Origin of the sequence: Streptomyces sp. CNQ085 (assembly GCF_022614595.1) — a bacterium.
Classification (GTDB): Bacteria; Actinomycetota; Actinomycetes; order Streptomycetales; family Streptomycetaceae; genus Streptomyces.
The window spans coordinates 3148-9234 of sequence record NZ_JAJFAU010000175.1 but is presented as its reverse complement, the minus strand read 5'-3'; the positions used below and the strand labels follow the sequence as shown (position 1 = coordinate 9234).

6 protein-coding genes and 1 pseudogene are annotated in these 6087 nt (G+C 74.0%); 6 read left to right on the top strand and 1 reads right to left on the bottom strand.

What is annotated here, in order from left to right; all coding sequences use genetic code 11:
- The first annotated feature begins 65 nt into the window (after positions 1–65).
- Positions 66–896, top strand: a complete 831-nt coding sequence (locus LJ221_RS21575; protein ID WP_241718387.1) for a carbohydrate ABC transporter permease — start codon at positions 66–68, stop codon at positions 894–896.
- 73 nt (positions 897–969) lie between these two features.
- Here the strand turns inward: LJ221_RS21575 and dtd are convergent, their stop codons facing one another.
- Positions 970–1395 carry a D-aminoacyl-tRNA deacylase gene (gene dtd, locus LJ221_RS21570; protein WP_241718385.1) on the bottom strand — a complete coding sequence of 142 codons (426 nt, stop codon included), beginning with the start codon at positions 1393–1395 and terminating at the stop codon, positions 970–972.
- Between the two features lie 190 nt (positions 1396–1585).
- Between dtd and LJ221_RS21565 the strand changes: the two genes are divergently transcribed.
- The 5 genes and pseudogenes from LJ221_RS21565 (at position 1586) to LJ221_RS21545 (ending at position 6043) form a co-directional block, all read left to right on the top strand.
- A complete protein-coding gene (locus tag LJ221_RS21565) occupies positions 1586–2230 on the top strand; it encodes an ABC transporter substrate-binding protein (protein WP_241718384.1) in 645 nt (214 codons plus the stop codon).
- A gap of 42 nt (positions 2231–2272) precedes the next feature.
- Complete coding sequence (locus tag LJ221_RS21560; protein ID WP_241718383.1) at positions 2273–3292, top strand: asparaginase; 1020 nt, start codon at positions 2273–2275, stop codon at positions 3290–3292.
- Between the two features lie 26 nt (positions 3293–3318).
- Positions 3319–3885: pseudogene (locus LJ221_RS21555) on the top strand (sterol carrier protein domain-containing protein); the annotation flags it as partial.
- 349 nt (positions 3886–4234) lie between these two features.
- Positions 4235–5500, top strand: a complete 1266-nt coding sequence (locus LJ221_RS21550) for a SpoIIE family protein phosphatase (RefSeq protein WP_308314835.1) — start codon at positions 4235–4237, stop codon at positions 5498–5500.
- Between the two features lie 123 nt (positions 5501–5623).
- The gene (locus LJ221_RS21545; RefSeq protein ID WP_241718382.1) at positions 5624–6043 is read left to right on the top strand and encodes an ankyrin repeat domain-containing protein; all 420 of its coding nucleotides are present in this window, start codon (positions 5624–5626) and stop codon (positions 6041–6043) included.
- The last annotated feature ends 44 nt before the right edge of the window (positions 6044–6087 follow it).

The following is a 6087-nucleotide window of genomic DNA, read 5'->3' as shown; positions in this document are numbered from 1 at the left end:
CGGGCACGGGCGCCGGGCACCACCCCTCGCGCGCGGGCCGGGCGCGGCGGCCCGCCGGCGCGCGGATCGGCGCCTGGCTGGGCAGAACCGCCGTCCAGGTGTTCCTGGTCGTCACCGCGCTGGTGTGGATCACCCCCGCGCTGGGACTGTTCCTGTCCTCGCTGAGGTCGGAGGAGGCCAACTCCGCCAGCGGCTGGTGGACGGCGCTGACCGAGCCGGGGCAGTTGTCGGCCGACAACTACACGGCCCTGCTGGCGGATTCCGGCATCACCCGGGCCTTCTGGAACACCGTGCTGATCTCGGTGCCCACCACCGTCGTCGTGGTGGTGGTCGCCGCACTGGCCGGATACGCCTTCGCCTGGCTGGAGTTCCCCGGCCGCGACTGGATCTTCCTGGTGGTCGTCGGGCTGCTGGTGGTGCCCGTCCAGGTCGGTCTGCTGCCGGTGGCGAAGATGCTGGGCGCGGTCGGGCTGTTCGGCACGATCACCGGCGTGGTCCTCTTCCACGTCGCCTACGGCCTGCCCTTCGCGGTCTTCCTGCTGCGCAACTACTTCGCGGAGATCCCGCGGGAGATGCTGGAGGCCGCGCGGATGGACGGCGGCGGGGAGTGGCGGATCTTCACCCGGCTCATCCTGCCGGTGGGCAGGCCCGCGATCGCGAGCCTGGCCATCTTCCAGTTCCTGTGGGTGTGGAACGACATGCTGGTGGCGCTGATCTTCGCCGACAGCGACTCGCAGCCGCTGACCGTCGCGCTCCAGTCGGAGATGCGGCAGTTCGGCAGCAACATCGAGATCCTCGCGCCCGGCGCCTTCCTGTCGCTGGCCGTTCCGCTCGTGGTGTTCTTCGCCTTCCAGAAGCACTTCGTGCAGGGCGTCATGGCGGGATCGGTGAAGTGACCGCGCGAGACGGGGAATCGTGAGGCGGAGGATCGTGAGCGGTCCCCACCGACGTCACGGGGGCGGCAGGCCCTCAGAACTCCAGCAGCACCGTGAACGGGCCGTCGTTGGTGAGCGAGACCTCCATCTTCGCCCCGAAGCGGCCCGTCTCCACCCGCGCGCCCAGCGCCCGCAGCCGGGCGCACACCTCCTCGACCAGGGGCTCGGCCACCGGGCCCGGAGCGGCGGCCTGCCAGGTGGGGCGGCGCCCCTTGCGGGCGTCGCCGTAGAGGGTGAACTGACTGACGACCAGCAGAGGAGCGCCGGTGTCCGAGCAGGACCTCTCGCCCTCCAGGATCCGCAGACCCCACAGTTTGCGCGCGAGCCGGTCGGCCTTCCCGGGGGTGTCGTCGTGCGTCACCCCGACCAGCACGCACAGGCCCTCACCGGTGATCTCACCGACGGCCTCTCCCCCGACGACCACCCTCGCACCGTCGACCCTCTGCACCACAGCTCGCATGCCGACCATCATGCCGCCCCGGTCGTGCGCCCGCCGACAGCCGCCGGACGGGTGGCCCGTACTGCACGCAGGGTGCCCGCGGTGGCACGATGCGTGCAGCACGGTGCACACGGTGGCCTGCGGTGTATCCGTGACGGGCCGTGGCACCGCGTTGTGATCCACGGCGAAGGGGACGAGGGGCACACAGAAGATGAGCACTGCCGGAACCGGGCGGACACCCGGAGCCGTACCGGCGGCCCGCGAGGCCGCGTCGACCGCCTCCGCCTCGGCGGGTGGCTCGAAGACCGCCCCGGCGGGGCCTCCCGCCGACGCCGGCGGGGCGCTCCCGGCGCTCCCGTACGACGCCGGGCCGCCGGAGCTGACCGGTCTGCGCCTGCCCCAGTTGCGCGAACTGCGCCGCCAGGCGCAGCAGGAGGAGGCCGACCTCAGCTACGTGCGGCGGCTGATCCAGGGCCGCGTCGACATCCTCCGCGCCGAACTGGCCCGCCGCAGCGCCGCGGACGTGCCCCTGATCGACCGGCTGGCGGAGATCCTCGCCGACGCTCCCCCGCCCGGCCGGGGCCCGGCGCGTTCGGCCCGCCACGTGACGCTGCGCACCCCGCGCAGCGAGGAGCACCGGCGGCTGGCCGAGGAGGTGCTCGCCGAGGTCGAGCTGTCCGACCTCGGCGCCCGCACCGACGCCGAGCTGCACGCCGCCATGGCGCGGCTGGGCGAGCACGAGCACCGGATCTCCCGGCGCCGCCAGGCGCTCCAGCGGACGGCGGACGGGTGCAGCACCGAGATCGCGCGCAGGTACCGTGAGGGCGAAGCACGCGTGGACGACCTGCTGCCCTGACCCCGGGGGCGGTCGTCCCCCTACACCCAGGGAAGGCCGCCCATGTCCGCCAGCACCATCCCGCCCGCGAACACCCCCGCTCCCGGCGGGAGGCCCGGACCGTTCGCCGGACCGCCCGCCGCGCGGCTCCCGGTCCTCGCCGAGGTCGTGCGCTCGGGGTTCACCGAGGGGCACCACCGCGGTTCCGTGGTGGTGCTCGGCCCGGACGGCGGCGTGGAGTGGTCGCTGGGCGAGGTGGCCGCGCCGGTCTACCCCCGCTCGTCCAACAAGCCGATGCAGGCTGCGGCCGTACTCCACGCCGGCCTCGAGCTGTCGGGCGAGCGGCTGGCGCTGGCCGCCGCCAGCCACTCCGGCGAGCCCTTCCACCTGGAGCTGGTGCGCACCATGCTCGCCGAGCACGGGCTGACCGAGGAGGACCTGGGCTGCCCGCCCGACCTGCCGCTGGACCGCGAGGAGGCCGACCGGTTCCTGGCTGCGGGCGCGCGTCCCTCCCGCACCGCCATGAACTGCTCGGGCAAGCACACCGCCATGCTCGCGGCCTGCCGGGTGAACGGCTGGTCCGGCGCCGACTACCTCGACCCCGGCCATCCCCTCCAGGCGCTGGTGCGCGAGCGGATCGAGGCGGCGGCGGGCGAGCCGGTCGCGCACACCGGGACCGACGGCTGCGGCGCCCCGCTGATGGCGGTCTCCCTCACCGGCCTGGCCCGCGCCTTCCGCTCCTTCGTGCTGGCCGAACCGGGCACCCCCGAGCGCCGGGTCGCCGACGCCATGCGGGCCCACCCCGAGTACGTGGCGGGCACCCGGCGCGAGGACACCCGCCTGATGCGCGGGGTGCCGGGAACGCTGGCGAAGGTGGGCGCCGAGGCGGTCCAGGCCGTGGCCCTGCCCGACGGACGCGCGCTGGCGATCAAGATCGACGACGGAGGACCGCGGGCGCTCGGCCCGGTCCTGGCCCGGACGCTGGAGCGGATGGGGGTGGACTCCCCGGCGCTGGCGGAGATCGGCGACTCCCCGCTGCTGGGCGGGGGACGGCGGGTGGGGGAGATCCGCGCGGCGTTCTGAGGCGGGCGGTCCTGACGTACCCCCCCATGGACTTGAGCGTCCCCGACATCCGCACCATCACCGAGGACGAGTACCCGGACTGGACGCGCGCCCTGCGCGCCGGCTTCCTGAACTCCGCGGAGCTCACCGCCGACGACCACTGGGAGAACTGGGTACCGCGCCTGAACGCCCGTGTCCGCGACCTGATCGCCGCCGACACCGCCGCCGGACGGGCGCTGTGGCACTTCCCGCTCTCCATGGACTGGGTCGCCACCGTCCACTTCCGCCGGCTCGCCCCCGATTCCCTCCTCCCCCGGCTGCTGCCGGACCCGCGCGCCGCCCGGATCACCTCTCCCGCGGACTTCCTGTGGCTGCGTCCGCTGGATGTCCCCGCGCTGCCGCGAACCCGTACGTGCCCGGTCCCAGGCACGCTGGTACTGGAGCTGGAGGACCCGATGGGCATCGCCGGTGGGCGCTTCCTGCCGGACGCCTCTCCGGAGGGCGCCACCTGCGCCCCCACCGGGCGCTCGGCCGACCTCTCGATGGATGTGGGTGCGCTGGGCTCGCTGTACCTGGGGGACGAGTCCGCCTCACGGCCGCGGGAGCTGGGGCGGCTCACCGAGGAGCGCCCCGGCGCGGAGTGTGGAGACGCTGTGGAACCCACCACACGTCCCCCCAAGATCGGGTACGGTCATGGCTCGCCACTCCGCCGCGGCGCGCACCCGCCCATCCGGCGCACAATCGCACAGAAGAGATGCTCATCGGCCGAATCCGCCCTCTCCGACCGGAGCGGGCCGCCCTCCCGCCCGCGGTGCGCCGCGACGGCGGACGGCAGCGGCCTTCCGTCCGCGGACTGCTGCCCCCGTGAGCCGCGCGGTAGTGTTCGAGACGGACAGGGAGTACCTGCCACCACGACGAAGAGGTCCCCGGCTCCGGCCGGCACCGCGCAGAGGGGGAGGGGCCGTGAGCGAGGTGAGCGGCGACATCGACTACGCCGTCCTGTTCGGCGCCGTCCCCACCCCCCTGGCGGTGCTGAACCCGGACCTCGTCCTCGTCGAGGCCAACCAGGCCTATCTGGAGATCACCGGGCGTGTCCGCGGCGAGCTGATCGGCCGCCATGTGTTCGACGCCTTCCCCGCCAACCCGGACGACCCGAACGCCGACGGCCCCGGGAACCTGCTGGCCTCGTTCCGGCGCGTACTGGAGACGGGCAAGCCGGACACCATGGTCCTTCAGCGGTACGACATCCCCCGCCCCGGCCCCGAGGGCGGGTACGAGGAGCGGTACTGGAGCCCGGTCAACACCCCCGTCCTCGGCGAGGACGGCTCGGTGCGCCTGATCATCCACCGCGTCGAGGACGCCACCGCGTACGTGCGCGACAGCCTCGCCCGCCCCACCGGCCTGACCGGCGCCAGCACCGGCCTGTGGGCGCCCGGCGGGAAGATCGCCGAGTCCGAGCTGTACGCCCGCGCGCGGGAGCTGTACGAGCACAACGAGCGGCTGCGGCAGGCTCACGCCCGCGAGCACGAGGTGGCCCTCACCCTCCAGAAGGCCATGCTGCCGACGCACATGCCGCTGGAGCGCCGCAACGCGGCCGTGCGCTACCGGCCCGCCCAGGGCTCGCTGAACGTGTGCGGCGACTGGTACGACATGATCAACCTCAGCGAGGACCGCTTCGCCGTGGCCGTGGGCGACGTCGTCGGCCGGGGCCTGGAGGCCGCCAGTGTGATGGGGCAGCTGCGCAGCGCCCTCAGCGCCGCCATGCGCGTCGCCGACGGCCCCGCGCAGGCGCTGTACGGCCTGGACCTGTACGCGCGCTCCCTCGACGGCGCGCTGGCCACCACCGCCGTCAAGCTCGACATCGACACCCACACGCACACGCTCACCTACAGCAGTGCCGGCCACCTGCCCCCGATGCTGTGCCACCCCGACGGGTACACCGAGATGCTGGACCAGGCCACCGACGTGCCCCTGGCCGCCCGGAGCAGGCCCTCGCACCGGCCGCAGGCGATCACCGCCTACGTGCCGGGCTCGACGCTCGTCCTCTACACCGACGGACTGGTCGAGCGCCGCGAGGAGTCCATCGACGTCGGGCTGAATCGGTTGTCGGAGAGCCTGGCCCGGCACCGCGGCCTGGGCCCGGAGGAGATCGCCGACAACCTCCTGGAGGACCTCGGCATGAACAGGGGCACCGCCGACGACGCGGCCCTGGTCGTCATCAAGCTCTGAGCGGCCCGAGCCGCGGCGGTACGGTCGGCGGGAGCGCGGCGGCACCGGCCGGAAAACGGGCATACGTAGGCTGCAAACGATCGGCCGCCGCGGCGGCGAGACGGTACGACGAGGAGGCACCCGATGTCCGACGCCCCGACCCCCGAGACCTCCCAGCCCGCACACGACCCGGAGGTGCTCCAACTCGCGGCCAAGGTCTTCGACCTCGCCCGGGAGGGCGACACGGACACCCTGGCGGCGTACGTGGACGCGGGCGTGCCGGCCAACCTGACCAACGACAAGGGCGACTCGATCCTGATGCTCGCCGCCTACTACGGCCGCACCCCCGCCGTGCGGGCCCTGCTGGAGCGCGGTGCCGACCCCAACCGGGTCAACGACCGCGGCCAGACGCCCATCGGTGGCGCGGTCTTCAAGGACCAGGAGGAGATGGTGCGGCTGCTGCTGGAGGCCGGCGCCGACCCGGCCGCGGGCGATCCGTCGGCCATCGACACGGCGCGGATGTTCGGCCGCCACGAGCTGCTGAAGCTGCTCGGCGCGGAGTGAGCAGCGGCGCGGAACGGCCGGCCGGGACGGGTGTCCCGGCCGGC

What these genes read in the sequence shown, in the direction of transcription:
- dtd (WP_241718385.1), bottom strand. Translation starts at nt 1,395, where the DNA reads ATGCGAGCTGTGGTGCAGAGGGTCGACGGTGCGAGGGTGGTCGTCGGG.
- LJ221_RS21565 (WP_241718384.1), top strand. Translation starts at nt 1,586, where the DNA reads ATGAGCACTGCCGGAACCGGGCGGACACCCGGAGCCGTACCGGCGGCC.
- LJ221_RS21560 (WP_241718383.1), top strand. Translation starts at nt 2,273, where the DNA reads ATGTCCGCCAGCACCATCCCGCCCGCGAACACCCCCGCTCCCGGCGGG.
- LJ221_RS21545 (WP_241718382.1), top strand. Translation starts at nt 5,624, where the DNA reads ATGTCCGACGCCCCGACCCCCGAGACCTCCCAGCCCGCACACGACCCG.